Annotated in this window: 24 protein-coding genes and 2 tRNA genes; 16 read left to right on the top strand and 10 right to left on the bottom strand. The window is 62.9% G+C overall.

The genetic code is table 11. The annotated features are described in order from the left end of the window. Positions 1-8: 8 nt before the first annotated feature. Both EN824_RS05055 and EN824_RS05060 read right to left on the bottom strand, forming a co-directional pair. Positions 9-1,049, bottom strand: coding sequence for a zinc-dependent alcohol dehydrogenase family protein (locus tag EN824_RS05055; protein WP_135866787.1), 1,041 nt, complete (start codon positions 1,047-1,049; stop codon positions 9-11). 116 nt (positions 1,050-1,165) lie between these two features. Next, positions 1,166-1,627 (bottom strand): helix-turn-helix domain-containing protein, encoded by a 462-nt coding sequence (locus EN824_RS05060; RefSeq protein WP_135866789.1) that lies wholly within the window; start codon positions 1,625-1,627, stop codon positions 1,166-1,168. Between the two features lie 99 nt (positions 1,628-1,726). Between EN824_RS05060 and EN824_RS05065 the strand changes: the two genes are divergently transcribed. Next, positions 1,727-2,971, top strand: a complete 1,245-nt coding sequence (locus EN824_RS05065) for an MFS transporter (RefSeq protein WP_127280259.1) — start codon at positions 1,727-1,729, stop codon at positions 2,969-2,971. Positions 2,972-2,973: 2 nt separating this feature from the next. Here the strand turns inward: EN824_RS05065 and maiA are convergent, their stop codons facing one another. After that, on the bottom strand, positions 2,974-3,624 hold the full coding sequence (gene maiA, locus EN824_RS05070; RefSeq protein ID WP_127872683.1) for a maleylacetoacetate isomerase: 651 nt from the start codon (positions 3,622-3,624) through the stop codon (positions 2,974-2,976). A 10-nt stretch (positions 3,625-3,634) separates the two neighbouring features. Further along, a complete protein-coding gene (locus EN824_RS05075) occupies positions 3,635-4,333 on the bottom strand; it encodes a fumarylacetoacetate hydrolase family protein (RefSeq protein ID WP_127280440.1) in 699 nt (232 codons plus the stop codon). A gap of 221 nt (positions 4,334-4,554) precedes the next feature. Between EN824_RS05075 and EN824_RS05080 the strand changes: the two genes are divergently transcribed. Beyond that, the gene (locus EN824_RS05080; RefSeq protein ID WP_127280441.1) at positions 4,555-5,238 is read left to right on the top strand and encodes a response regulator transcription factor; all 684 of its coding nucleotides are present in this window, start codon (positions 4,555-4,557) and stop codon (positions 5,236-5,238) included. Positions 5,239-5,253: 15 nt separating this feature from the next. Here EN824_RS05080 and EN824_RS05085 read toward each other — a convergent pair whose 3' ends face one another. Together EN824_RS05085 and EN824_RS05090 are read right to left on the bottom strand one after the other, a co-directional pair. After that, positions 5,254-6,594 carry a hybrid sensor histidine kinase/response regulator gene (locus EN824_RS05085; protein WP_135915751.1) on the bottom strand — a complete coding sequence of 447 codons (1,341 nt, stop codon included), beginning with the start codon at positions 6,592-6,594 and terminating at the stop codon, positions 5,254-5,256. Positions 6,595-6,608: 14 nt separating this feature from the next. Next, complete coding sequence (locus EN824_RS05090) at positions 6,609-7,745, bottom strand: FIST signal transduction protein (RefSeq protein ID WP_127872680.1); 1,137 nt, start codon at positions 7,743-7,745, stop codon at positions 6,609-6,611. A 309-nt stretch (positions 7,746-8,054) separates the two neighbouring features. Between EN824_RS05090 and EN824_RS05095 the strand changes: the two genes are divergently transcribed. The 4 genes from EN824_RS05095 to EN824_RS05110 all read left to right on the top strand — a co-directional run bounded on the left by EN824_RS05095 (position 8,055) and on the right by EN824_RS05110 (position 13,208). After that, the gene (locus EN824_RS05095) at positions 8,055-8,582 is read left to right on the top strand and encodes a (2Fe-2S)-binding protein (protein WP_272483005.1); all 528 of its coding nucleotides are present in this window, start codon (positions 8,055-8,057) and stop codon (positions 8,580-8,582) included. Between the two features lie 81 nt (positions 8,583-8,663). Continuing rightward, positions 8,664-11,009: a xanthine dehydrogenase family protein molybdopterin-binding subunit gene (locus EN824_RS05100; RefSeq protein ID WP_127279186.1), complete on the top strand. Its 2,346-nt coding sequence runs from the start codon at positions 8,664-8,666 to the stop codon at positions 11,007-11,009. Positions 11,010-11,122: 113 nt separating this feature from the next. Further along, positions 11,123-11,920 (top strand): xanthine dehydrogenase family protein subunit M, encoded by a 798-nt coding sequence (locus EN824_RS05105; protein WP_135931955.1) that lies wholly within the window; start codon positions 11,123-11,125, stop codon positions 11,918-11,920. Positions 11,921-12,182: 262 nt separating this feature from the next. After that, positions 12,183-13,208 (top strand): acyltransferase, encoded by a 1,026-nt coding sequence (locus EN824_RS05110; protein ID WP_127279185.1) that lies wholly within the window; start codon positions 12,183-12,185, stop codon positions 13,206-13,208. 28 nt (positions 13,209-13,236) lie between these two features. Here EN824_RS05110 and EN824_RS05115 read toward each other — a convergent pair whose 3' ends face one another. Then, positions 13,237-13,725, bottom strand: a complete 489-nt coding sequence (locus EN824_RS05115) for a GNAT family N-acetyltransferase (protein WP_127279184.1) — start codon at positions 13,723-13,725, stop codon at positions 13,237-13,239. After that, positions 13,722-14,480 (bottom strand): copper homeostasis protein CutC, encoded by a 759-nt coding sequence (locus EN824_RS05120; RefSeq protein ID WP_189521750.1) that lies wholly within the window; start codon positions 14,478-14,480, stop codon positions 13,722-13,724. Before EN824_RS05120 ends, EN824_RS05115 begins: the two co-directional genes overlap by 4 nt. Positions 14,481-14,682: 202 nt before the next feature. On the opposite strand from EN824_RS05120, the gene EN824_RS05125 reads away from it, so the two are divergent. Next, a complete protein-coding gene (locus EN824_RS05125) occupies positions 14,683-15,111 on the top strand; it encodes an SRPBCC domain-containing protein (protein WP_127279182.1) in 429 nt (142 codons plus the stop codon). A 105-nt stretch (positions 15,112-15,216) separates the two neighbouring features. Beyond that, positions 15,217-15,672 (top strand): carboxymuconolactone decarboxylase family protein, encoded by a 456-nt coding sequence (locus tag EN824_RS05130; protein ID WP_127872673.1) that lies wholly within the window; start codon positions 15,217-15,219, stop codon positions 15,670-15,672. A gap of 75 nt (positions 15,673-15,747) precedes the next feature. On the opposite strand, the gene EN824_RS05135 is transcribed toward EN824_RS05130, so the two are convergent. Next, positions 15,748-16,179: a cupin domain-containing protein gene (locus EN824_RS05135; protein ID WP_127281308.1), complete on the bottom strand. Its 432-nt coding sequence runs from the start codon at positions 16,177-16,179 to the stop codon at positions 15,748-15,750. Positions 16,180-16,502: 323 nt separating this feature from the next. Between EN824_RS05135 and EN824_RS05140 the strand changes: the two genes are divergently transcribed. From EN824_RS05140 to EN824_RS05150, 3 genes are all read left to right on the top strand, one after another. Further along, a complete protein-coding gene (locus EN824_RS05140; RefSeq protein ID WP_127277412.1) occupies positions 16,503-16,985 on the top strand; it encodes an Hsp20 family protein in 483 nt (160 codons plus the stop codon). Positions 16,986-17,053: 68 nt separating this feature from the next. Then, a complete protein-coding gene (locus EN824_RS05145; RefSeq protein ID WP_135915760.1) occupies positions 17,054-17,506 on the top strand; it encodes a hypothetical protein in 453 nt (150 codons plus the stop codon). A 46-nt stretch (positions 17,507-17,552) separates the two neighbouring features. Continuing rightward, entirely contained in the window at positions 17,553-17,852 is a 300-nt protein-coding gene (locus EN824_RS05150) for a DUF982 domain-containing protein (protein WP_135866900.1), read from the top strand. Positions 17,853-18,163: 311 nt separating this feature from the next. Here EN824_RS05150 and EN824_RS05160 read toward each other — a convergent pair. Continuing rightward, positions 18,164-18,238 (bottom strand) — tRNA-Asn (locus tag EN824_RS05160). A 221-nt stretch (positions 18,239-18,459) separates the two neighbouring features. Between EN824_RS05160 and EN824_RS05165 the strand changes: the two genes are divergently transcribed. From EN824_RS05165 to EN824_RS05185, 5 genes are all read left to right on the top strand, one after another. Then, complete coding sequence (locus EN824_RS05165; RefSeq protein ID WP_127872671.1) at positions 18,460-18,720, top strand: hypothetical protein; 261 nt, start codon at positions 18,460-18,462, stop codon at positions 18,718-18,720. 508 nt (positions 18,721-19,228) lie between these two features. Beyond that, a tRNA-Cys gene (locus EN824_RS05170) sits at positions 19,229-19,302 on the top strand. Positions 19,303-19,392: 90 nt separating this feature from the next. Continuing rightward, on the top strand, positions 19,393-20,061 hold the full coding sequence (locus tag EN824_RS05175) for a protein-L-isoaspartate O-methyltransferase (protein WP_135866821.1): 669 nt from the start codon (positions 19,393-19,395) through the stop codon (positions 20,059-20,061). A 181-nt stretch (positions 20,062-20,242) separates the two neighbouring features. Further along, positions 20,243-21,628 (top strand): TolC family outer membrane protein, encoded by a 1,386-nt coding sequence (locus tag EN824_RS05180; protein WP_127278529.1) that lies wholly within the window; start codon positions 20,243-20,245, stop codon positions 21,626-21,628. Between the two features lie 255 nt (positions 21,629-21,883). Beyond that, on the top strand, positions 21,884-22,720 hold the full coding sequence (locus EN824_RS05185) for a PopZ family protein (protein WP_127278528.1): 837 nt from the start codon (positions 21,884-21,886) through the stop codon (positions 22,718-22,720). Positions 22,721-22,766: the final 46 nt, after the last annotated feature.

Here is a 22,766-nt window from a genome sequence, read left to right on the forward strand (position 1 = left end):
GACCCTCGCTAGAACTTCGTCACCACGCCAATGCCGATGCCCTCGAAACCGCCCATCGCCATCAAGGCCGCGGGCGCCTCGTCGAGGCTGATCTTCTTGCCGACCAGCAGTTCGGGCTTCAGCTTGCCGTGGCGGATCATCTCCATCATCGCGGGGTAGCGATAGGCCTGCATGCCGTGGCTGCCGAGGATTTCGAGCTCGAAGGCGATCACCTTGTCCATCGGCACCTGGGGGCGGGCGTGCTCGCCCAGCATCAGGCCGACCTGCACGTGACGTCCACGCCGGCGCAGGTTGGCTATCGAGTTGAAGGACGTCGTGGGGTGACCGAGCGCGTCCATCGACATGTGGGCGCCGCCATTGGTGATCTGCTTGACGGCCTTGACGACGTTCGGCGTCGTGGACGCGTTGATGGTCGCCACGGCGCCGATCTTTTTGGCGAAGTCCAGTTTCTCGTCGGTGAGGTCGATGGCGATGACATTGGCGCCCATCGAGCTGGCAATCATGATCGCCGACAGGCCGACGCCGCCGCAGCCATGCACCGCCACCCACTCGCCCGGCGTCACCCGGCCCTGGTCGACGATGGCGCGAAAAGAGGTGACGAAGCGGCAGCCGAGGCTGGCGGCGGTGGCGAATTCCATTTCGTCGGGAAGGCGCACCAGATTGGTGTCGGCGTGCTCGATAGCGACATATTCGGCGAACGAGCCCCAGCCGGTGAAGCCAGGCTGTGTCTGATGCTCGCAGACCTGGTGATTGCCGGAGTTGCATTCGAAGCAGCGGCCGCAGCCGACGGCGAACGGCACGGTGACGCGCTCGCCCGCCTTCCAGCGGGTGACCTGTTTGCCGGCCGCCACAACCACGCCGGCCAGTTCATGTCCCGGCACGTGCGGTAGGGTGATGCCGTCATCATGGCCCATCCAGCCATGCCAGTCGCTGCGGCACAGCCCGGTCGCCTCGACCTTGATGACGACGCCATCGGCAGCCGGCTTGGGATCGGGAACAGTCTGGATCGTCGGCGCTTCGCCGAATTTTTCGAAGACGACGGCTTTCATCGGTCACTCCACCCTTGAGACGGCATTTGTCACCGGAAAGATAGCCGATTCCTTGTCCGGTCAAGCGGAAATCGATTCCACCAGGATGGCCGCTCCGCCGAACCAAGGAACGACGTTTACCTGTTTTCCTGGTTGCGGAAATCGGCAAGCCTGGTGTCGCCGGGGGCTAGCAGACGACCGTCCTCGGCATGCACTTCAAGGCGCTTTATCGGCCTGCCGCTCTCGGTATCCACCATGAATGTGTAGGGCTCGCCGGGGCCGGAGAAATAGGTCTCGCCCCATTGGCGCAACGCGACCAGCACGTAGAACAGGCCGCGTCCTTTTTGCGTCAGCACATATTCATGATGCGCGCCGCCGTTGGGCGCTGGGACGGTTTCGAGGATGCCGTGCGTAACCAGATTGCGCAGGCGCGCCGACAGGATGTTCTTGGCAACGCCGAGACTTTTCTGGAACTCACCGAAGCGCCGCAACCCGTCGAACGCGTCGCGCACGATGAGCAGCGACCACCAGTCGCCAATCGCGTCGAGCGGTCGTGCGATCAGGCAGTCCGCACTCTGGTGGCTCGTTCGTTTCACCATGGCAATGGTTGGTCCAGATCGGTCATTTTGGTTGCAACATAAAACTGTTCTGTCTATCCAGCAAGCGGTTTCAATTTGAAACCGTTTGCGGAGAGCGACATGAATATAGAGGTGATGAACGGCGCCGCGACGAAGGCGGAGCGAACCGAGGAGCGCGAGCAGGTGACGCCGGCGTCATCGCCGGGATTGTCCGGGATGACCACGCTGATTTTCGCCATCGCCTGCGGCCTGAGCGTGGCCAATGTCTATTTCGCCCATCCGCTGCTCGACGCCATGGCGCATGATTTTGGCATTGCGCCGGCCTCGATCGGCATCGTGGTGACGGTCACCCAGATCGGCTATGCGCTTGGCCTGTTCTTCATCGTGCCGCTGGGCGATCTGTTCGATCGCCGCAAGCTGATTGCCGGGCAGGCGGTCCTTTCGGGCGTGGCGCTGATAGCCGTTGGGGCCGCGCCGAACGCGGCGATGCTGCTGGCGAGCCTCGCCGTTGTCGGGCTGCTTGCCGTGGTGGTGCAGGTGCTGGTGGCCTACGCGGCCGATCTCGCCGCGCCATCGCAGGGGGGGCGAGCGGTCGGCACCGTCACCAGCGGCGTCATCCTGGGCATCCTGCTTGCCCGCTTCGTCGCCGGCGTCGTCGCCGATTTCGCCGGCTGGCGCTGGGTCTATCTCATCTCGGCCGCACTCACGCTCGTCATGGCGGTGCTTCTCTACTTCGTCCTGCCGCGCCATGAGGCGGAGCGGCCAAGCACATGCTATCCGCGCCTGCTGGCCTCGGTGGTGCTCTTGTTCGTGAAGGAGCCACTGCTGCGTGTGCGCGCGGTTCTCGCCCTGCTGATCTTCGCCAGCTTCAACGTGCTGTGGGCACCGCTGGTGCTGCCTCTCAGCGCGCCACCGTTCTCGCTGTCGCACACCGCAATCGGACTTTTCGGGCTCGCCGGCGTCGCCGGCGCGCTGGGGGCGCGATGGACCGGTGGCCTGGTGGATCGGGGACGCGGGCAACTGGTCACCGGGCTCAGCCTGCTGCTGATGACAGCGGCTTGGTTGCCGATCGCCTTCATGGGCATGTCGCTGTGGCTACTGGTCGCCGGCATCGTCATGCTGGATCTGGCGATCCAGGCCACACACGTCACCAACCAGAGCCTGATCTTCGCGCGTCGACCGGATGCCCGCAGCCGGCTGGTCGGTGGCTACATGATCTTCTATTCGCTCGGCAGCGCGCTGGGCTCGATCGTCTCGACCATGGCCTATGGCGTGGCCGGCTGGAGCGGTGTCTCGCTGCTCGGCGTTGGCATCGGCTTGCTAGCGCTGCTGTTCTGGGCGCTGTCGCTGCGCGTCGGCCGGTGAATTTACTCGGCGTCGATCTGGTTCTGGGGCGCGGCTTTCTGGAAGGCGGGTAGCGCCATGCAGGCGGCGTTGATGCGCGAAATCGTCGGGTAGGGCGTCATATCGACGCCAAAACGGGCGTTGCTGGTGACCTGGGCGACAAGGCAGATGTCTGCCAGCCCCGGCGTGTCGCCATGACAGAATGTGCCGGTTTCGGGCGAAGCCGTCAGCAATGTCTCGAGTGGGCCAAAACCTTCATTGACCCAATGCCGGAACCAGTTGGCGACATCCTGGTCGCCGGCGCCGAACAGGGTGCGCAGCGAAGTCAGCACGCGCAGATTGTTCACCGGATGGATGTCGCAGGCGATCATCTGCGCCAGCATCCTGACCCGCGCCCGGCCAAGCGGGTCTTTTGGCAGCAGCGGTGGTTCCGGCGTGGTCTCGTCGAGGAATTCGATGATCGCCAGCGACTGCGTCAGCAGCGTGCCGTCGTTGCAGATCAGCGCGGGGACCAACCCTTGAGGGTTGACCGCGAGATAGGCCGCTTCCAGATGCTCGCCATGGCGCAGGTGATGCGGCACATAGTCATAGCTCAGCCCCTTCATCTCCAGCGCGATCCGCACCCGATAGGAGGTGGAAGAGCGATAGTAGTTGTGCAGGACGATATTGCTCATGACTTTTCACTCATGACCGCGGCTGGCCGATGGTCACGTCGATCGTGCCGATGCCCTCGACCCCGCCTGATATCGTCTCGCCCGGCTTGACCGCGCCGACCCCGGCGGGCGTACCGGTGAAGATAAGGTCGCCCGCCTGCAATTCCACGCCTTCGCTGCAGATCGAAACGATGTCCGATATCGGCCAGATCAGTTCGGCAAGGTCGGCATCCTGTTTCACCGCGCCGTCGACGGCGAGCCAGATACGCCCCTTCGCCGGGTGCCCGGCTTTTTGTGCCGGGACCAGTGGGCCGCAAGGCGCGGAACGGTCGAAGGCCTTTGACCAGTCCCAGGGCCGGGCCGCCTTCTTGGCGACATCCTGCAGGTCGCGGCGGGTGAGGTCGATGCCGACGGCATAACCCCAGACATGATCCAGTGCCTTGTCGCGGGATATGCGAAAACCCGATGTACCGATCGCCGCCACCAGTTCGATCTCGAAGTGGAGGTTTTGCGTCAGCGGCGGGTAGGGGATTTCAGTGCCGGAATCGACCACCGCGTCGGCCGGTTTGGTGAAGAAGAAGGGCGGATCACGCTCGTCATTGCCGAATTCGCGCGCATGCGCCGCGTAGTTGCGGCCAACGCAGAAAATACGCCGCACGGCAAAGCGTTCGCTGGAGCCGGCAATGGCGACGGAAGGCGTTGGCGGCACGGCAAGGACAAAGGCGGTCATGGCGATCTTTGCATTTGATGGCGGCACATTCGGCCGATTTCGGGGATCGGGCAAGGCGTCGCTTTTCATAAAGCACGGGCTTTGCCGCGGCTGGATAAAGAATTCAGGCTTCCCATCATTTTTTGCAGCGATGAATCCCGTCAACAGGCGATAGACTATTTGCCAATAATCCGGCCACAGTCAGGAGACTATGGTGTGCCCGGTAAACCGGAACGAGCCCTATGACAGCCCCTACCGATCGTGCCCGGTTCCTCATCATCGACGACCATCCGCTGTTTCGCGAGGCGCTGCACAGTGCCGTGCAGATGGCTTATCCCGAGGTCGATACGGTCGAGGCACGGTCGATTGCCGAGGCGCTGGATCTGTTGGCCGACGCCAAGCCTTTCGACCTTGCGCTTCTCGACCTCAGCATGCCCGACGTGCACGGCTTCGACGGGCTCCTGCAGCTCAGGACCCGCTATCCGCGCCTGCCTGTGGTGATCGTATCGGGTCATGAGGAGCCGAGGATCATTTCAGAGGCCTTGTCCTATGGTGCCGCCGGCTTCATCCCGAAATCGGCGCGCAAGAGCGATCTCGCCGCCGCCATCCGCTCGGTGATGGACGGCGCCGTCTATGTACCGGAGAATTACGAAGGCCAGCCGCCGGATCCCGACAGCACCGACCGCGCCGACATGGTGCAGCGGCTTTCCAAGCTGACGCCGCAGCAATTGCGCGTGCTGCAGATGCTGCGCCAGGGCCTGCTCAACAAGCAGATCGCCTACGAGCTGCAGGTCGGCGAGACGACGGTGAAGGCGCATGTGTCGGAGATATTGCGCAAGCTCAACGTCTATAGCCGCACGCAAGCGGTGATCGAGGTGTCGAAGCTGGACAATGCGGAGCTGTTTCGGGATCAGGCCGGATTTTGAGCCATTAACTGTCCCCTAAGCCAGCAAATGCGCCAGCAGCGCGCGCAGTTGCGCGGGCTTCACCGGCTTGCGCATCAACTCGATGCCGCCGGCGCGGGCCGCCTTGGCGACAGCTTCCGAACTGTCGGCGGTGACGATCAACGCCGGCACGGCGCGGCCAAGATAGTCGCGGACCTCCGATATTGTCGCGGTGCCGAGATCGCCGCCGTCGAGATGCTGGTCGGCGATGACGATATCAGGCACCCAATCGGTGTCGCCAAGCAGGTCAAGCGCATCGTCGGTCGAGGTCGCGGCGCGTACCAGGCACTGCCAGCGCTCAAGCAGGAAGGTCATGGCTTCCAGCACCTCGGCATCGTTTTCGACCAGCAGCACCTTGGTGCCGAACAGGCCGTAGCCGCGCGGCCGCTCCAGGCTGGCGGCACTGGCGATGGCGTCGGCTGGCGCGCCGATGCCGACGGGAACATCGATGTGGAAGATGGTGCCGCGGCCGACCCTGGAGGAAAACGTCACGGGGTGGCCGAGCGCGCCGGCCATGCGGCGAACGATGGCCAGCCCGAGCCCAAGACCACCGCCGTCGATCTCGGCACTGGCCGGCGAGGTGCCGCGATGGAATTCCTCGAACACCGCTTCGCGCTGATCCTCCGGAATGCCGCAGCCGGTGTCGGCGACATCGATGCGGATGGTGTCGCCGCGATGGCGTGTGCCGACAAGGACGCCGCCCGAGCGTGTATAACCCAGCGCGTTGGAGAGAATGTTCTGCAGGATACGGCGCAGCAGCGTCCTGTCCGAGCGAACAACCGCATTGACCGGCCGGAATTTCAGCGACAGCCCCTTCAACTGCGCCACAGGCTCGAAATCCGAACGCAGCGACGAGAACAACGCCTCCAGGCTGACGTCGCCAATGTCGGGCTGGACCACGCCCGCGTCGAGCTTGGAAATGTCGAGCAAGGTGCGCAGCAGGTCTTCCATGGTTTCCAGCGAGCGCTCGACCTGCCGCACCAGCTTTTTTCCCTCCTCGCTGGTCTGCACCTCGGCAAGCGCCGAGACGGAGAGGTGGGCGGCGTTCAGCGGCTGCAGCACGTCGTGGCTGGCGGCGGCGAGAAATCTCGTCTTGGACAGGTTCGCCAGTTCGGCGTTTTCCTTGGCGGCGCTGAGGTCGATGTTCGACTGCTCCAGCCTGCGCAAGGTCGAATGCAGTTCCTCGGTGCGCGTACGCACCCGGTTTTCCAGCGAGATCGCGGTCTGGAACAGCGAAAAGGCGTTGCCTTGCTGGTCCATCGAGCGCTCGACGCGGCTGACCAGGGCGGCGTTGATCCTCTTCAGCCTGTCGAGATCGTTGATGTCCCTGAGCGGCATTTTGTTGCGCCGCCCTATTCAGCCGCTTGCCGGTCACCGAAAGCGATGCCGGTGAAAGTCTGGTTCAAGTGCATTGACCGGTACTGTTCGCCATAGGTGCCGAAGCCGACGACATTGTTGACCCGGTAGAGCTCCGAAATATCGCGAAAGACCTGCCGGTTCCGTGCGTCCAGCCGGCGCAGCACGCAGTCGAAGCCAAGGATCATATCGATACCGCCCAGCCTTTCCTCGACCTCGCGCAATGCCGCTCGTGTCGATTCCACCATGTCCTTGGGTTGGGCGATCGACAGCACCACACCGTCGTCGATGGCGCAGAAGAACGACAGCGAGCCATCCGCGTGCATCCTCTGGATCGAGCGGCAGTAATATTCGCCGCCCACCTTCACCACCACGGGATGCGAGGCGAAGCTCAGCGGTGTCAGGGTCTGCGGCAGGATGCCGACCGAAGCGGCATATTCCTCGGCCGCATTGGTGGCGTTGAACTCCCGCACGATGCGGTGATCCGGATCGGACGCGGTCACCACCAGCTTTTCGTCGGTGGGAACGAAGTTGTCGGTCTTGAAGACGTGGAACGGAATTTCTGTGGCGACCAGCACGATGATGGCGCTGTCCGAAGCGACCCTGCCGTTCGAGATCAGACGCGTCGTCTCGAATTTCAAATCGTCGCCGGCCGAGCCGCCGAGCAGCGGTATGTCGTCAAGACCCCAGTGGATGGCCGAACTCACCGCTTCCTCGGCATAGGACAGCCCGTCGATGAAGCAGAGCGCGAAGGTGTTCCTGGTCTGCTCGCCGCCGAGCCGGGCGCGCAGCGTGCGCCGCAGGGCCTCGACCTCTTCGGTGATCCTGTCCATGCCCGAAGTCGACAAATTGTCGACCATGGTGCTGACCGCCGTGAAGGATGCCGAGGGCAGCAGCATCGCCAGCATATGGCCTTCCTCGAGCCCCTGCGGCGTAATCTCGCCGGCGGTCGAACAACCGGCGTGGTGGAGCCCCGGCGCGTGGACCGAGAGTGCCCGCGACAGGGCCCCGGCCTCGACAAGGCTCTGGGAAAAGAACACGAGGGCAAAGCCGGCATCGATGGCGGCGGCCTCGGCGGCTACCGCGCGTGCGAAATCATCCGGGTCGGGCTCGTCCGTGGTCAGCGCCGACAAGCCGCATGCATAGCGCGTCCGTGAACCTGTCAGCGGCGTTCTCCCGCATTTCCTCCGACGCCTTCTGTGCGCGGCTTTTCGAGTGCTTCTTGTGCGCGGCGTCGAAGGCATTGTTGCCGCCACGAGGCGTTTTGGCAATGGGGCCACAGGAATGCACTTCGGTGCCTTGGCCATGACCGAAAGTACAATGATCCGCCTTTTCCGTCGTGCTGTTTTTTGTGCATTGTGCGGTGTACGAATAACGCATGGCCGAAGTGCCAACGGCTCGTCGGCAGCGTGATGACCAAGGTTGACACCCAGGGAGGGGCTATGTCGGACGTTTCGTTGATGGTGAACGGCAAGCGGGTTGACGGTGCCGTCGAGGATCGAACGCTGCTCGTCCATTTCCTGCGGGAGAATCTCGGCCTGACCGGCACCCATGTCGGTTGCGACACCTCGCAGTGCGGGGCCTGCGTCGTCCATGTCGACGGCAAGGCGGTCAAGTCCTGCACGATGCTGGCGGTCCAGGCGTCCGGGTCGACAGTGGTTACGATCGAAGGTCTCGCCAACAGCGCCGACCTGCATCCCGTCCAAGCGGCCTTCAAGGAATATCACGGTCTGCAATGCGGCTTTTGCACGCCAGGCATGATCATGGCTGCAACCGACATGATCAACCGCCATCCCGAAGGCCTCGACGAGGCGACGGTGCGGGCGGAACTCGAAGGCAACATCTGCCGCTGCACCGGCTACCACAACATCGTGAAGGCGATCCTCGCCGCATCGAAGACGATGTCGAAGGGGCCAAGGGCAAGGCGAAACAGGCAGCTTAGGCAGCAGGCAGCAGGCAATAGTGAGTAGGGCAAGCATCGATATGACCGCGAGTTCACCCACTACTGCCTAACCGCTACTGCCTATCCCCTAAATTCGGGAGGAATTTCCATGGGCATCGAAGGCGTTGGCGCTCGGGTCGCGCGCAAGGAAGACAAAAGGTTCATCACCGGCGCCGGCCGCTATGTCGACGACATGGTGGTTCCCGGCATGAAGCATGCGGCCTTCGTGCGCAGCCCGCACGCGCATGCGCAGATCAAGAAGATCGACGTGAAAACGGCTCAAGGCATGCCGGGCGTCATCGGCGTCCTGACCGGCAAGGAACTCAAGGCCGACGGTATAGGCAACCTCATCTGCGGCTGGATGATCCATTCCAAGGACGGCTCGCCGATGAAGATGGGCGCATGGTCGCCGCTGGCCGTCGACAAGGTCCGTTATGTCGGCGATGCCGTCGTCATCGTCGTGGCCGAGACCAAGGGCCAGGCACGCGATGCCGCCGAGGCGGTCGAAATCACCTACAAGGAACTTAAGGCGGTCGTCGATGCCACAAAGGCACTCGAAAAGGGCGCGCCCCAGGTTCATGCCGAAGCCGAGAACAACCTGATTTTCGACTGGGAGATCGGCGACGGCAAGGCGACCGATGCCGCCATCAAAGCGGCGGCGCACGTCACCCGCATGAAGATCGTCAACAACCGGCTGGTGCCGAACGCCATGGAGCCACGCGCCGCACTTGGCCATTACGACAAGGCCGAGGATCATTACACCTGCTGGACGACATCGCAGAATCCCCATGTCGCGCGGCTGGTGATGAGTGCCTTCTACAATGTCGCACCCGAAAACAAGCTGCGCGTGATCGCGCCGGATGTCGGCGGCGGCTTCGGCTCCAAGATCTATATCTACCCGGAAGAGATCGTCTGCCTGTGGGCCTCGAAGAAGACCGGCGTGCCGGTCAAATGGGTCGCCGATCGCACGGAGAGCTTCCTCACTGACGCCCATGGCCGTGACCATGTCTCGACGGTGGAGATGGCTTTCGACAAGAACAACAGGATCACCGGGCTGAAGGTCGACACGATCGCCAATCTCGGCGCCTACATGTCGCTGTTCTCGTCCTGCGTGCCGACCTATCTCTACGCCACGCTCTTGTCGGGCCAGTATGACATCCCGGCCATCCACGCCAATGTGCGCACCGTCTACACCAACACGGCACCCGTCGATGCCTATCGCGGGGCAGGGCGGCCGGAAGCCACCTATCTGCTGGAACGCACCATGGAGGCCGCGGCACGCGAACTCGGCGTGTCTCCCGCGGAGCTGCGGCGCAAGAACTTCATCACGACGTTTCCGCACCAGACACCGGTGATCATGAACTACGACGCCGGCGACTATGCGACCTCGCTCGACGCGGCGATGAAGACCGCCGACTATGCCGGCTTTGCCGCGCGCAAGGCGGATGCGGCTGGGAAGGGCAAGCTGCGCGGCATTGGCATGAGCTGCTATATCGAGGCCTGCGGCATCGCGCCGTCGGCGGCGGTCGGCTCGCTTGGCGCCGGTGTCGGCCTGTGGGAATCGGCTGAAGTGCGTGTGAACGCCGTCGGCACGATCGAGGTGCTGACGGGCTCGCACAGTCATGGCCAGGGCCATGAGACGACATTCGCGCAACTGGTCAATCAGCGCTTTGGGGTGCCGATCGACTCGGTTTCGATCGTTCATGGCGACACCGACAAGGTGCAGATGGGCATGGGCACCTACGGTTCGCGTTCGGGCGCGGTCGGCATGTCGGCGATTGCCAAGGCGCTCGACAAGGTGGAGGCCAAGGCCAAGAAGATCGCGGCCCATCTGCTCGAAGCCGACGAGGGCGATATCGTCATCGAGAATGGCGAGGTCAAGGTGGCCGGGACCGACAAGAGCCTGCCGTGGTTCCAGGTGGCCTTGGCTGCCTATACCGCGCATAATCTGCCCGCCGGCATGGAGCCAGGACTGAAGGAAACGGCGTTCTACGATCCGGCGAACTTCACCTTCCCGGCGGGCTGCTACATCTGCGAGGTCGAGATCGATCCGGAAACCGGAACGACCGAGATCGTCCAGTTCGTGGCGGCGGACGATTTCGGCAACATCATCAATCCGATGATCGTCGAGGGCCAGGTGCATGGCGGCATCGCCCAGGGCGTGGGGCAGGCGCTGCTGGAGGGCGCTCACTACGATGCCAGCGGCCAGCTGCTGACGGCAAGTTATATGGATTACACCATGCCGCGCGCCGGCGACCTGCCGTCGTTCAAGGTCTCGACGTCGAACACGCCATGTCCGAGCAACCCGCTCGGCATCAAGGGCTGCGGCGAGGCCGGCGCCATTGGCTCGCCGCCGGCGGTGATCAATGCCATCACCGATGCCATCGGCATCGCCGACATCGCCATGCCGGCCACGCCGTCGACCGTGTGGGCCACGATCCGCGCCGCGAAATGAGTGAGTGGGGAGTAGTGAGTAGCGAATAGGGCACCGTATCCAGCTCCGGCGGCGACGTTCCCACTACTGACTACTCACTGCTACTACTGCCTGACCACTTAGGGGAGGATCCCATGTACGCAGTCAACTATCACCGTGCCGCCTCGGTCACTGAAGCCGCCAAGCTCGTGAAGAATGGGGACGCCAAGCTGCTGTCGGGCGGCATGACCTTGATCCCCGCCATGAAGACGCGGCTGGCGGCCCCTTCCGATCTGGTCGACCTGTCACGCATCAAGGAGTTGCAGGGCGTCAAGGTGTCCGGCAAGACGGTCACGATCGGCGCTACCACCACGCATTTCGATGTCGCCAATGACGAGAAGCTGCGCAAGGCCTGCCCGGCGCTTGCCCATTTGGCGTCGCTGATCGGCGACCCGGCGGTTCGCCACAAGGGCACGATCGGCGGCTCGATCGCCAACAATGACCCGGCGGCGGACTATCCGGCGGCGCTGCTTGCGCTGGGCGCCACCATCATCACCAACAAGCGCGAGATATCAGCCGACAAGTTCTTCAAGGGGTTGTTCGAAACCGCCTTGAAGGATGGCGAGATCGTCACGGCGGTCTCCTTCACTGCTCCGGCAAAGGCCGCGTACGAAAAATTCCGCAACCCGGCCTCGCGCTACGCGATCGTCGGCGTGTTCGTGGCCAAGGGCAAGGATGGCGTCCGGGTTGCCGTCACCGGCGCCGGCGACGACGGCGTCTTCCGCTCGAAGGAGATCGAGGCGGCACTCGCCAAGAGCTTCGATGCCGCTTCGCTCAATGGCGTGAAAGTGCCGGCGAAGAACTTGATGAGCGACATCCACGCTTCATCAGACTACCGCGCCAATCTGATCGCGGTCATGGCCAAGCGCGCGGTGGCGGCAGCCAACGCCTGACGCAAGATCGATTGCGGACAAAAAGGGGCTGTAGCGGCCCCTCTTTCTTTCCTGGCGCGTGTAGCTGCCTAGCCCCCGGCGCCGCGTCCCATCCTCTGCTTGAAGCAATTGCGGCCCATGCTTGCTTGGGAATCGCATTGGCGACAATCTCGCACTTGCACAAATTCATATTGCACTGCAGTATGGGTTGGGGCGGGAATGCGAGCCGGGTTCGGAATCCTTACCGCCGTGCCCTTTCGCATGCCAATGCGAAGGGATCGGCATGTCCGAAATTTCCGCGACCCATTTGGTTCCGTCCCGAGCGATCGCCGACCGATCGGCGGCCAGGACAAGGCTGGCCTATCTCGATGGCTGGCGCGGCCTGTCGATCGCCCTGGTGCTGATCGGGCATTTTTTCCCCGTTCCCGGCATCAATCTGGGCGTGCTGGGTGTCGAATTCTTTTTCGTGCTCAGCGGCCGGCTGATGGCCGAAATCCTGTTCATCGAACGCTATCCACTGAAGAAATTCTTCAAACGCCGCTTCTCGCGCATCTATCCGGCGCTTCTGGTCTTTGTCGTCCTCGCCATGGTCGCGCTCTCCGGCACGTTCATCGGCTTCAAATGGAAGGCGGCCGTGACGGCCCTGACATTCACCTACAACTATGCCGGAATTCTCCTGAACCGGGCCGGCGCGCTCGACCACATCTGGTCGCTCTGCATTGAAGAGCATGCCTACATTATCCTGGCGGCGATCAGCGCAATCGTTGCCAGCCGAAGCCGTGTCGTGCCGCTTCTGCTGGTCTTGGCTGCGCTGGCCATGGCCAATGGCGCGGCTTCCTACTGGTTCATGCACATGGACTATGAAACCACATACTGGCGCACCGACGTGCACATCGCCTCGATCCTGCTGTCGGCCGCGATCTGCCTGCTCAAGGCCGACGGCAAGCTGCCGTCCTTGCTGAAGGGGCCTTATGTCGCCGTTGCGGCGGCTGCCGGCGCGGTTTTCCTGTTCATGGACGCCGTGCCGACACCGATCCACTACCTGGTCGCGGTGCCGTTGCTGGCGATTGCCGTCAACGCGCTGGATTTCAGCACGAGGTTCTTGTCGGGATGGCTGTCATCCTTGCCGATGACGACACTGGGCCTGTGGTCGTATTCGCTCTATCTGTGGCAGCAGCCCTTCTACAAATTCGTCTACGATCAGGGCACCAACCCATGGCCGATGCTGGCCGGCGTCTTTGCCTGCGCGCTCTGCAGCTACTACCTCATCGAGCGCCCGGCGCGTGAATGGCTCAACCGCAATTGGTGAGTGAGCGCCGATGGCGAGCGCCACCGGATCAGGCGGCGATCGGCCTGACGTAATAACGCACCGCTTTCTTGCCGCCGTGGATCACCGCGTCGCCGACTTCGGCGAAGCCGAGGGCGGCGTGGAAGGCGTCCGAGGCGGGGTTGGGCGGGTCGGTGTTGACCTCGCAGGTGACCAGCGTGTGGCCGGCGCTCTGCGCATGGTCGAACAGGTCCCGATAGAGCAGGCGAGCATGGCCGCGGCCTCTTGCATGCGCCGCCACGACGACGCGGTCGACATAGATGAAGTGTTCGTAGCGCTCGCGGAACCAGACGAAGTTCGGGCTGTCGTAGTTCGCATCCTGGTCGAAGGTCATGATGAAGGCTTCGAGATCACCGATGCGGCGCGCATAAAATGCCTCGCCGAGCAGGAAGGACAGCCGTTCGGCTTCGAGCCACGACAATTCGGCGGCGTGCTCGTTGTTGAGCGCCAGAATGGCGGCTTCGTCGTCCTGCGCTATGCAGTCTATCGGAGGGGTCATGCCTTGGCCGCCGTGATCGTCGCCGCCACCAGCGGTGTATCGGTCAGTGTGTTGCGATACTCGCGGTCGAGATCGGAGCCGCCCATGCCGACCTTGGGATTGCGGTAGCGCATGGCGCTCGGCACGTCCTTGAGGGCGGCGAAGTGCATTTCGGCCAGGCCGGTCCTTGCGCGCACCTCGGCGATGTTGCCGAGATCGAGCCCGCCACAGCCGAGGATGATGATGCGCCCGTCGGCCTGACGCACCAGATCCGCCAGCAGTGGCAAGCCCTCGATCGCGGTGTCGCGCTGGCCGCTGGTCAGCACACGGCCAACCTTGCAGCGGATCAGCGCTTCCAGCGCCTCGGCCGGATCGCGCGTCATGTCGAAGGCGCGGTGGCAGGTGACGTTCAAGGCGCCTGCGGCCTCGGTCAATTCGCCCATGCGCTTCTCGTCGATGGTGCCGTCGGCGTTCAGGCAGCCGAACACCACGCCGGGCACGCCGAGTTCGCTGAGCGCGGCGACATCGGCGAGCATCGATCGGTATTCGGTCTCGCTGTAGAGAAAATCGCCGCCGCGCGGCCGCACCATGACGTGGAACGGCACGGTCGCCTGGTCGAGCGCTGCGCGCACCGTGCCGAGGCTGGGCGTAATGCCGCCCTCGACCAGGCTGGCGCAGAGTTCGACCCGGTCGGCGCCGGCGGCCTGCGCGGCGAGCAGGCCATCGATGCCTTCGACACAGATTTCGATCAGCGGCGGGCGAGTTTGCGTGGTCAAGGGGCGATCCAGTTCATCATGTTGTGGAGAGCCCTAGCACCACGACGGCTGACGCGAAAGCGTGAACCTACGCCGCCATTTGGACCAGATGGCAGATTCCATTCTTGACTGTTGCATAACTGCATGGTTATGAGTAATGTATAGCTGGCAGGTTATTGATTGCGCGTGCGTGGCGCGACGACAACAACGAGAGGAGCAAGGCATGACGGAAACCAAATCGATCGTCGTCGAAAGGCTGATCCCATATTCGGCGGAAAAGATATGGCGCGCACTGACCGTGCCAGCACTCGTCGGCGAATGGCTCATGCAGAATGACTTCGCGGCGCAAGAAGGGCATCGCTTCACATTCCGCGCGACGCCAGTTCCCGGATGGTCTGGCGTGACGAACTGCGTGGTGCTGAAAGTCGAGGTGCCGCGGCTGCTGGCCTACAGTTGGGGCGATGGGACGGAATCGGACAGTGGGTTGAAAACCGTGGTGACATGGTCACTGACGCCCGAGGGAGTGGCGACCCGGGTGCGAATGGAGCAGTCGGGATTCCGGCCGGCCGACGAGCGTGGCTATATCGGCATGGGAAGTGGCTGGCCGCGCATTCTCGAACGGCTCGAACAGGTTACCGCAAAACAGGCCTGATACGCGGCGGGCAGCCAACAGTTTTCATCAAGTTCGAAACCCTGGATGCGAGTCGTCCGGGCCGGGAAAACACGCCTGGAGAAACAATTCAAAAGGAGAACGACCATGCAAGCAAGGATCAAGAACCCGGTGATGCTCATCCCCGGTTCGGTGCAGGCGCTGCTGGCGCTGGACAAGTCGACCGAGGCGGCCGACGTGCCCTATGTGACGCGCAAGCTCATTCATCTGCGCGCCAGCCAGATCAACAACTGCAGCGTGTGCGTCGACATGCATGCGCGCGAACTGAAGAAGGCCGGAGAAAAGGACGAGCGCATCTTTGCGCTGGCGGCATGGCGCGAGACGCCGTATTTCACTGACGCCGAACGCGCGGCATTGGCGCTGGCCGAAGCCGGCACCAGACTGGCCGACCGGCCGGACGCGGTCCCGGACGATGTCTGGGACGAAGCGGCCCGCCATTATGATGAAAAGGCCCTTGCCGCGCTGGTCATCCAGATCGCGCTGATCAACGCCTTCAACAGGCTGAACGCAGCGACCCGGCAGCCGGTTGGCGCCTGGGGCTAAGCGCTGGGGCTGCCGCGAGGCGAGGGGCGGGCGGCGCATTGCCTTCCCGCCCTCGGGGCACCTGCAGCCTGGCGGCTACTGGCGCAATTCCGTATTCTTGGCGCCTTCCTCGACCTGATCGATCACCAGGAGCTTGACCGGCCCATCGCCAATGTTGGTGGCCTGGTGCCACTGCCCGATCATTTCGACGATGAAATCGCCGGTCTTGTAGGTGTTGCTGTTGCCGGTCTCGACATTGGTGACCTTCAGCGTTCCAGCCTGGACATAGGCGTAGCGCGGGAAGGGATGGCGATGGACCGGCAAGGTCGCGCCGGGCGCGATGTCATAGGTCGAGACCAGCACCTGCACGTTCTTCTGCGGCAGCGTGATCGGCTGGCCGGATGCCGTGGTGGTGCGTGATGCGAGCGGCGTCACGACGACCGGGGTTCCGCCGCTGTCCAATGCATGAGCGCCGGTCGCGAACGACGCTGCCGTGAGCAGCAATGCCGATACCAGGATTTTCCGCATGATGTCCTCCCTTGACCGAACGCATCTATCGCGCGGCGGCGGCAGTGTGCAAGGCCGCTCGTGACCAGAGGCGGAACCTGGCGCGCACTTGCCGAGCCATATTCCTCACCCGCTTCCAACCGGAATGCTTTCACCGCAAAAGTCTGGCGCATGCCCGATCTTGAATGGCCGTGGTGCCGCTCCGAAAATTTTTTTGGGCGACCTCTTGAACAAAAAAACCGTGATTCCCAGATCGTTTTCCGTCGAGGCTTCGGCTCGACATACCGCGCCGCAGCAGCGCTGCGGCGACCCGTAAACCATGTTGCTTCACGGAGGATATGGCTATGAGAAGCTTTGATTATTCCCCTCTTTACCGCACCACCGTCGGCTTCGACCGGCTGTTCGACATGCTCGAAAACAGCGTCCGCTCCGACTGGCCTCCCTACAACATCGAGAAGAATGGCGACAACGACTATCGCATCACCATGGCCGTCGCCGGCTTCGGTCCTGACGAAGTGGACCTTGTGCAGAACGGCCCTGAATTGTCCGTAATCGGACAGAGGAAGCCTGATCAGCAAAATCTGGAAATCCTCCACCGCGGCCTCGCGATAGGCAACTTCAAGCAGGTGTTCAAACTTGCAGACCACGTCAAGGTCAAGGCGGCCAATATCCATAATGGCCTGCTGTCGGTGGACTTGGTCCGCGAAGTGCCCGAGGAACTCAAGCCTCGGCGCATCGAGATCCGCTCCGAAGCCAGAGCGGTTCCGCTTCAGGAGAGCGGCAGCAAGCAGTCCATGGATGCAGAGCTGCAACGCAAGGTCGCCTGATACTGGCAACCTCAGTCTGTGGTCCGCCTCCCGGCCTGGCCGGGAGGCACAGATCGCGGAGAATGGAGATGAGATACGAATCTGACTGTGTTCATGAATTCAGACTGACAGATCACGCAGAGGAATTCGCTGCCCTGCGTACGCCCGAGGACGTCCTGAACGAGGACATGACGGTCGGCGAGAAGAGGGCTTTGCTCGCCTTCTGGGCTTCAGACGCCAATGCGGTTCCTGACAATCCCACCCTACGCCAATTGGACAGCGGTGCCATTGCGCAAGTCAGCGAGATTCTTCTTGCGCTCCACACCCTGGACGAGATTGGCCGCAAGCCGCCGGCCAGGGCACCGTTTGACCGCAGTCCGTCTTCAGGCCGGCGTCGAAACAAAACGAGGCGTAGCTGGCTGCGATACCCCTGGCGGGATGACGATGACGATGATCCGCCGCCGGTTCCGGCCTATGCCGGTGTCCCGCCCAGATGTGGAGATGGCGGCATGTTCGCGGAGCCTGAGCATGCCGTTGCGTGAAAAGCTGAACCAGCAAACCAAATCGCTCAACCGAATGGAGGACCATATGGGCGACAGGACGTTCGATCGACCAGTGTTGGTTAGGAATGGTCAGTTCATTCAAGAAATACGAAGTCTTGATCACGCATTCGATTTCCTGGACGAGTGGCCGCGGGAACGTCGGGGCCCGATTTTCGAGACGGCCTTCCGGGCTTGCCAGCGTGCTTACGACGGTCAGATACCCCTGTCGGTCGCGCGCGATGCCGTCGCTGGGTTCGCGAGATCCGTCAAGATCCTGCAGGAGCCGCTTGCTCCGCTCCCCTGGATGAGCGGCACCAAATCAGGCCGCGGTGGGGTAGCCGCCTAGCTGGGGCAACGGCAGCGGCCAGAGGTGTCGCTGTCACAGCCCGTCAAGGCGCTCCTCTTAGGCAATCGGCCTTTCCGGGGCTCCGACTGCAAGAAGATCAATCTCAGCCTCGTCTTCGCCGGCCAGACCGTTGGCATCAAACAGGTCGAAGACCATATCTGGCTGGCGAGCTTCATGGCCTACGATTTGGGATACTTCGATGATGAGACATGCAGGCTCGAACCACTCCAAAACCCCGTCGGGCCAAAAGTGTTACCCATGTCTCCGGTATAAACCGTAACCTATGTGTCCGGAACGGACCTTGGAAATGTTGGCTCCCCGGGCCGGATTCGAACCAGCGACCAACCGGTTAACAGCCGGTTGCTCTACCACTGAGCTACCGGGGAACGGAGGCTCTTTGAGCAAGTGGCGCAGCCTATAGCAAACCCGTTTCGGCTTTGCAAAGAAGCATTTCGCATTTTTCCGAGACTTTTTCGCGCAGCGGTTTCTCGCAATCGGCCTTGGCCGCCCTCATATTAGTCGTCTTGGTGACGGCGCGGAACCGAAAGGGCGGTCGCAGCTTTCGTAAAATGACATTATCGAGCCCCCAGACAGGCAGTTCTTCGCGATGACGGCAGCGGACGAAAACCGGATAGCAGCACGAAAGATCTCGGTTTTCGGCCGCGAATTCACCATGCCGCAGTCGCGCGGTCTCAGAATCACGATCGGCGTGCTTTTGACCATTGGCGGCATTCTCGGTTTCTTGCCGATCCTTGGGTTCTGGATGGTGCCGCTCGGACTGCTGGTGCTCTCCTACGAATTTGCCATGGTGCGCCGCCACCGGCGCCGCTTGGTCGTCTGGTGGGAGCGGCGACGCCGGCCGGATTGAGCGGCCGATACATCTCGCACGGCGGTGGTCTCCGAAGAGAATCAATTCTGGCCCTGTCTCTCGGTGCCAGTGCCCGATTCCTTCGAATCCGGTTGCGTGCCTGCCTTCAAATCCTCGCTGATCTGCTTCAGGACCGCGGAAGCCGAGGCCAGACGCGCGCGGTCACGCGGTGAAAGCCTGCCTGTGCCTTCTATTCTCAGGCAGTTGATGGCGTAGCGCACTAAGTCCTCGGACCCCAGCAGCGGTACGTTTTCCGTTCCGTTCGTTTCGTCGTTCGGTTTGGCCAGGGCATGGCGCAGTCCTCCCGTTTCACAACGCAAGCCGGAGCGCGGAGTTTCGCTCGATCATCCGCCATGCTTAACGGATTGCGAATGTGAGCGGGTGGCTATGACGGCGAACTGACAGGGCTGCAGCCGGCGCAGACGAAACCGTTCGGAATACGTCGTGGCCGCTTGACGGCTTTTTCGCCGCAACCTATTGGAACCGGGTGGAACGCCGGGAGCAACGAGGCCTCGTGGCGGAGTGGTTACGCAGAGGACTGCAAATCCTTGCACCCCGGTTCGATTCCGGGCGAGGCCTCCAATACCCGGGCTCCCGCGCGTCAGCGCCGGAGCCTGAAGTTCCGGTCGACATGAACCGCGATTCTGACGCGGCAAGCAGATTGGTTGGGACATGAGCGCTGATTTCTCCGAACTTCGCGTCAAGATGGTCGATGGTCAGGTCCGCACCACCGACGTGACCAGCGCGCCGCTGCTCGAGGCGTTGCTTTCCGTGCCCCGCGAGGTTTTCGTCGGCGATCGCCAGCGCGATCTTGCCTATATCGACGAGGACATCCGCATCGCAGACAGCGCCGATGGCTCGCGCTACCTGATGGAGGCTTCGCCGCTGGCCAAGCTGATGCAACTGGCCGAGATCAGTGTGACCGATTCGGCGCTCGATGTCGGCTGCGGCACCGGCTACGCTTCGGCGATCCTGTCGCGCCTGGCGAGGTCCGTCGTGGCGCTCGAAAGCGATTCGGCATTGGCGCAAACCGCCGCGTCGACCCTGTCCAGCCTGGGCTGCGGCAATGTGACCGTGGTCCAGGGCGCTCTGGCGCAAGGCCATGCGGCGAAGGCGCCGTACAATGTCATCTTCATCGGCGGCAGTGTCGCCAAAGTGCCGGCGTCGCTGCTCGACCAGCTCGCCGAAGGCGGCCGCCTGGTTGCGGTCGAGGGTCAGGGCAATTCGGGCGTGGCGCGGCTTTTTTTCAAGGCGGGGGGGGTTGTAACCGGGAGAAGGGCATTTAATGCGGCAATTAAGCCACTACCCGGATTCGAACGTGAGCATGCTTTCGAATTCTGAATGATTTGGCCTTGCAGCAAAGGCTTTGTCATGGTCGCTTGCATTTGAACGATCGTTGCTGATCCCAGACTGGGGGCACTTTGGGCTGAGCAACAGGGAACATGAAACACGCCGTTCGGGCTGCTCAGGAAGAGAAGCTGGTGCGGCGCGGTTCCCATGGAAAACGAATGAGGGTTAAACCGTGCCGTCAGTACGCAAGTCACTTTTCACCGCCGTCCTTGTGTCGGCGACCGCGCTGTCCCCACTGGCTGCATCGGCCGAAACCATCACCGGTGCCCTTGCAAAAGCCTATCAGTACAATTCCACACTAAATTCATCGCGTGCCGGCGTGCGCGTGACCGACGAGAGCGTGGCCATAGCCAAGTCAGGCTGGCGCCCGACGATCACCGGCTCGGCCAACATCGACTATACGAACACGCGCCAGGCAAATGGCGGCGGCAATTCGAAGCTGACAAGCGGCAGCTACGGCATCCAGATCAACCAGTCGCTGTTCGACGGCTTTCAGACAAGGAACAATGTCGCGGCGGCCGAATCCCAGGTCAAGGCGTCCGTTGAAAGCCTGCGCAATACCGAGGAGAACACGCTGTTCAATGCGGCCATGGCCTATATGGACGTGATTCGCGACAGGCAGATCGCGGTGCTGACCGAACAGAACCTGCAGTTCCTGACCGAGCAGGCGCGCGCCGCGCGCTCGCGCTTCGAGGTCGGCGAAGGCACGCGCACCGACGTTGCGCAGGCCGATGCCTCGCGCGCTTCCGCGGTGGCAGCGCTGAGCGCTGCGCGCGCGCAGGCGCTGGCCAGCGCCGCGACCTATCACCAGGTGGTCGGTGACGAGCCCGGCAAGCTCAAGGCCGCTTCGCCATTGGGCAGGTTGTTGCCGTCGAGCCTCGACGCCGCGATCGCCATCGGATCGGCCGAACACCCGGCCATCCTTGCCACCCAGCATCTGGTCGATGCCGCTGCATTTTCGGTGAAATCGTCCGAGGGCGCGCTGTTGCCGCAGTTGTCGGCTTCGGCTGGCGTTTCGGAAAACTACCGCAACGCCATCCCCGACTTGTCAGGTTCCAACGGCAATTCGACGTCGGCCAATATCGGCGCGACGCTGACCATTCCGATCTATTCGGGCGGCCGAACCTCGGCGGTCGTGCGGCAGAACAAGGAATCGCTGGGGCAGGCGCGTATCCAGGTCGACGTCAGCCGCGACCAGGTGCGCCAGGCCGTCGCCACGGCATGGTCCCAATACACCGCCGCGCAACAAAGCGCGTCCGCCAACAAGCAGGTGATCGACGCCGCCCAACTGGCCCTGAACGGCGTCATCGAGGAGCGCAATGTCGGCCAGCGCACGACGCTCGACGTGCTCAATGCGCAAGCCGCCGTCATCACCGCCAAGATCAACCACGCTGGTTACGAACGCGATGTGGTGGTGGCAAGCTATGCCATCCTGTCGGCGATGGGCCGCCTGTCGGTCGACCGGCTTGGCTTGGCGGTGACGAAGTACAAGCCGGAGGAACACTACAACGCCGTCAAGGACAAGTGGATCGGCCTGCGCACGCCGGATGGCCGCTAGGCCCTTCGTTCGAACGGCGTTTCCGGGCTGAGTGGTTCGTACGGGAACACAGGATTGTCGTTGTCCTTCTGGTGGTTGCTAACGGGAACCGTCACACGGCTTTGGCGGAATCGCTCTAATCTGTTGAAATCCCACATGTCCCCAGATTGGGGATTCTCGTGCGGCGATCCGTCGGTTACGCTGTCGCCATGATTCGAATCCGGCTTTTGCCGGAGCGGAAACCTGCAACGGGTCACAAGGGCGGCGGATGTGACGATGGCAACGGCAAGCAGCGCACAGCGCGAACCCTCCATGGAAGAGATACTCGCTTCCATCAGGAGGATCATCGAAGACAGCGACAACGGCCGCAAGCAGCCCGGCGACGCCGATGAGTTGCAACAGGACCTGGAGCCCGCGCCGAGTGCTGTTCCAGCTGCGGATATCGATGCGTTCCGCGCCGAACTGCATGCCGTCCCAGAGGTCAGGAAGCCTGTCGCGATGGCGGAAATCCAGACGCCAGCCATACTGCCGGCGACAGCACGCACCGAAACGCCGCCACGTGCCGATCCGGCTGCGGGCAGGACGCCGACGACATTGGCTGAGGTCAGCGCCCGGGTTGCCGCCGAGCCGGCGCCTGCCGCCAGCCGCGACGCGCCGGCGGCTCCCGTCGAGGTTGCGACAAGTGAAGCCATCGTCGCCGATTGGCGTCGCGAGATCGCGGCGGTTGGCGAGCAAGCCAAGGCGATGCCGGAGCGGAGCATCCGCCCATCGCCCCAGCCGGATGTGTCGGCGAGCGAGTCGGCGGCGGAACCTGCGATCGAGCGGTCTTCGTCAAACGATGCTCCAACGGGCACGGCTCAGGCGCGCGCGGCGGCGAACGAAGCGCATGCGGTGCGTCCCGCAATTCTTTCCGAACACACTGGACGGCAGGTTGCGGCTGCCTTCGGCGAACTGTCCGACGCCTTTGCAAGCCGCAGCAAGAAGACATTCGACGAGATGGCCGAGGAGATGCTGCGGCCGATGCTGCAGGATTGGCTGGACAACAACCTGCCGACGCTGGTCGAAAGGCTGGTGCGCGAAGAGATCGAGCGCGTGGCACGCGGGGCGCAATAGCGTCCAGGCCTGAATTCCAGAAGAAACGCCGCCGTCGAGGCGGCGT

Source organism: Mesorhizobium sp. M8A.F.Ca.ET.181.01.1.1 (assembly GCF_004792025.1).
In the GTDB taxonomy this organism is placed as follows: domain Bacteria; phylum Pseudomonadota; class Alphaproteobacteria; order Rhizobiales; family Rhizobiaceae; genus Mesorhizobium.

Coding starts and splice junctions, on each gene's coding strand:
- EN824_RS05055 (WP_135866787.1), bottom strand. CDS start 1,049: ATGAAAGCCGTCGTCTTCGAAAAATTCGGCGAAGCGCCGACGATCCAG.
- EN824_RS05060 (WP_135866789.1), bottom strand. CDS start 1,627: ATGGTGAAACGAACGAGCCACCAGAGTGCGGACTGCCTGATCGCACGA.
- EN824_RS05065 (WP_127280259.1), top strand. CDS start 1,727: ATGAATATAGAGGTGATGAACGGCGCCGCGACGAAGGCGGAGCGAACC.
- maiA (WP_127872683.1), bottom strand. CDS start 3,624: ATGAGCAATATCGTCCTGCACAACTACTATCGCTCTTCCACCTCCTAT.
- EN824_RS05075 (WP_127280440.1), bottom strand. CDS start 4,333: ATGACCGCCTTTGTCCTTGCCGTGCCGCCAACGCCTTCCGTCGCCATT.
- EN824_RS05080 (WP_127280441.1), top strand. CDS start 4,555: ATGACAGCCCCTACCGATCGTGCCCGGTTCCTCATCATCGACGACCAT.
- EN824_RS05085 (WP_135915751.1), bottom strand. CDS start 6,594: ATGCCGCTCAGGGACATCAACGATCTCGACAGGCTGAAGAGGATCAAC.
- EN824_RS05095 (WP_272483005.1), top strand. CDS start 8,055: ATGTCGGACGTTTCGTTGATGGTGAACGGCAAGCGGGTTGACGGTGCC.
- EN824_RS05100 (WP_127279186.1), top strand. CDS start 8,664: ATGGGCATCGAAGGCGTTGGCGCTCGGGTCGCGCGCAAGGAAGACAAA.
- EN824_RS05105 (WP_135931955.1), top strand. CDS start 11,123: ATGTACGCAGTCAACTATCACCGTGCCGCCTCGGTCACTGAAGCCGCC.
- EN824_RS05110 (WP_127279185.1), top strand. CDS start 12,183: ATGTCCGAAATTTCCGCGACCCATTTGGTTCCGTCCCGAGCGATCGCC.
- EN824_RS05115 (WP_127279184.1), bottom strand. CDS start 13,725: ATGACCCCTCCGATAGACTGCATAGCGCAGGACGACGAAGCCGCCATT.
- EN824_RS05125 (WP_127279182.1), top strand. CDS start 14,683: ATGACGGAAACCAAATCGATCGTCGTCGAAAGGCTGATCCCATATTCG.
- EN824_RS05130 (WP_127872673.1), top strand. CDS start 15,217: ATGCAAGCAAGGATCAAGAACCCGGTGATGCTCATCCCCGGTTCGGTG.
- EN824_RS05135 (WP_127281308.1), bottom strand. CDS start 16,179: ATGCGGAAAATCCTGGTATCGGCATTGCTGCTCACGGCAGCGTCGTTC.
- EN824_RS05140 (WP_127277412.1), top strand. CDS start 16,503: ATGAGAAGCTTTGATTATTCCCCTCTTTACCGCACCACCGTCGGCTTC.
- EN824_RS05145 (WP_135915760.1), top strand. CDS start 17,054: ATGAGATACGAATCTGACTGTGTTCATGAATTCAGACTGACAGATCAC.
- EN824_RS05150 (WP_135866900.1), top strand. CDS start 17,553: ATGGGCGACAGGACGTTCGATCGACCAGTGTTGGTTAGGAATGGTCAG.
- EN824_RS05165 (WP_127872671.1), top strand. CDS start 18,460: ATGACGGCAGCGGACGAAAACCGGATAGCAGCACGAAAGATCTCGGTT.
- EN824_RS05175 (WP_135866821.1), top strand. CDS start 19,393: ATGAGCGCTGATTTCTCCGAACTTCGCGTCAAGATGGTCGATGGTCAG.
- EN824_RS05185 (WP_127278528.1), top strand. CDS start 21,884: ATGGCAACGGCAAGCAGCGCACAGCGCGAACCCTCCATGGAAGAGATA.